We start from the raw sequence: 522 nt of genomic DNA, 5'->3' as shown, positions 1-522 counted from the left end.
AGCCAGCCACCGCGTCATGTGCCGGTACCAACCAGCCATACCGCGACTGGGCCCAATCAAGTGTGGTCCTGGGATATCACCTACTTGCCGTCACTCGTGCGCGGCCAGTATTACTACCTCTATCTGATAGAGGACATCTACAGCCGCAAAGGGGTGGGCTGGGAAGTGCATGAGCAAGAGTGCGGTGAACGGGCGGCGGCGTTGCTGCAACGGAGCATCATCCGCGAGCAGTGCTGGAAGCAGCCGCTGGTCTTGCACTCGGACAACGGCGCGCCAATGAAGTCAGTCACGCTGCTGACCAAGATGCATGACCTGGGTGTCACGCCCTCGCGGGGACGGCCTCGGGTCAGCAACGATAATCCGTACTCGGAGTCATTGTTCAGGACGCTGAAGTACTGTCCGCAGTGGCCATCAGACGGCTTTGCCAGTCTGGAAGCGGCCAGGGAGTGGGTGCGCGACTTTATGGCCTGGTATAACGAAGAGCACCGGCATAGCCGTATCCGCTTCGTCACACCCAACGAG

General features: G+C 60.2%; 1 protein-coding gene. It reads left to right on the top strand.

Annotated elements, in window-relative coordinates; translation table 11 throughout:
- Nucleotides 1-522, top strand: a 522-nt coding sequence (locus MUW49_RS18425) for an IS3 family transposase (RefSeq protein WP_244813062.1), incomplete at both ends; no start/stop codon positions are given.

It is taken from the genome of Aeromonas sp. LsrichE-8G, from assembly GCF_022869435.1.
GTDB classification, from domain to species: Bacteria; Pseudomonadota; Gammaproteobacteria; order Enterobacterales; family Aeromonadaceae; genus Aeromonas; species Aeromonas caviae.
The sequence above is the reverse complement of the archived record's forward strand: the minus strand, read 5'-3'. Positions and strand labels throughout refer to the sequence as shown.